Here is a 403-nt window from a genome sequence, read left to right as displayed (position 1 = left end):
ACTCGGCACTGTGCCGACCTGGACTCAAAGGAGAAGGCAATGATTTTGATGGTGCACAACAACGGAGGCTCCCCAAAGTGGTGGGCCAAGGAAGGTAAATTCGGACGAGGCTCCGCCATGTGGGGGCCGATCGAATACATGCACCTCGGCAAGACTGAGGGCGAGACATCGGCGACCTGGCTGGACAAGCAGAAAACGGGCTATGACGTAGTGGTTGACGGCATTCCGGCCTCGACGCTGATGTTGTTGAGTGGTTCCTACAGTTCTGCCAGCAATGAAGCGATCGCGGGGGTGGCTGACGTGCTCATCAGTTGCGAGCGTTCGAGCGGCGGGGTTGCGATGAGCTCGTTGGCACGCGTTGCCAAGCACGTTGCAGAGCAGTGCTTGGACAGCCACCCTCACC

General features: G+C 59.1%; 1 protein-coding gene. It reads left to right on the top strand.

The features are described from left to right. Nucleotides 1-39: 39 nt before the first annotated feature. Nucleotides 40-403: hypothetical protein (locus I6F36_RS39240; RefSeq protein WP_225173323.1), on the top strand; the 364-nt coding region annotated here is incomplete at its 3' end.

Origin of the sequence: Bradyrhizobium sp. BRP19 (assembly GCF_020194195.1) — a bacterium.
Lineage (GTDB): Bacteria > Pseudomonadota > Alphaproteobacteria > Rhizobiales > Xanthobacteraceae > Bradyrhizobium > Bradyrhizobium yuanmingense.
The sequence above is the reverse complement of the archived record's forward strand: the minus strand, read 5'-3'. Positions and strand labels throughout refer to the sequence as shown.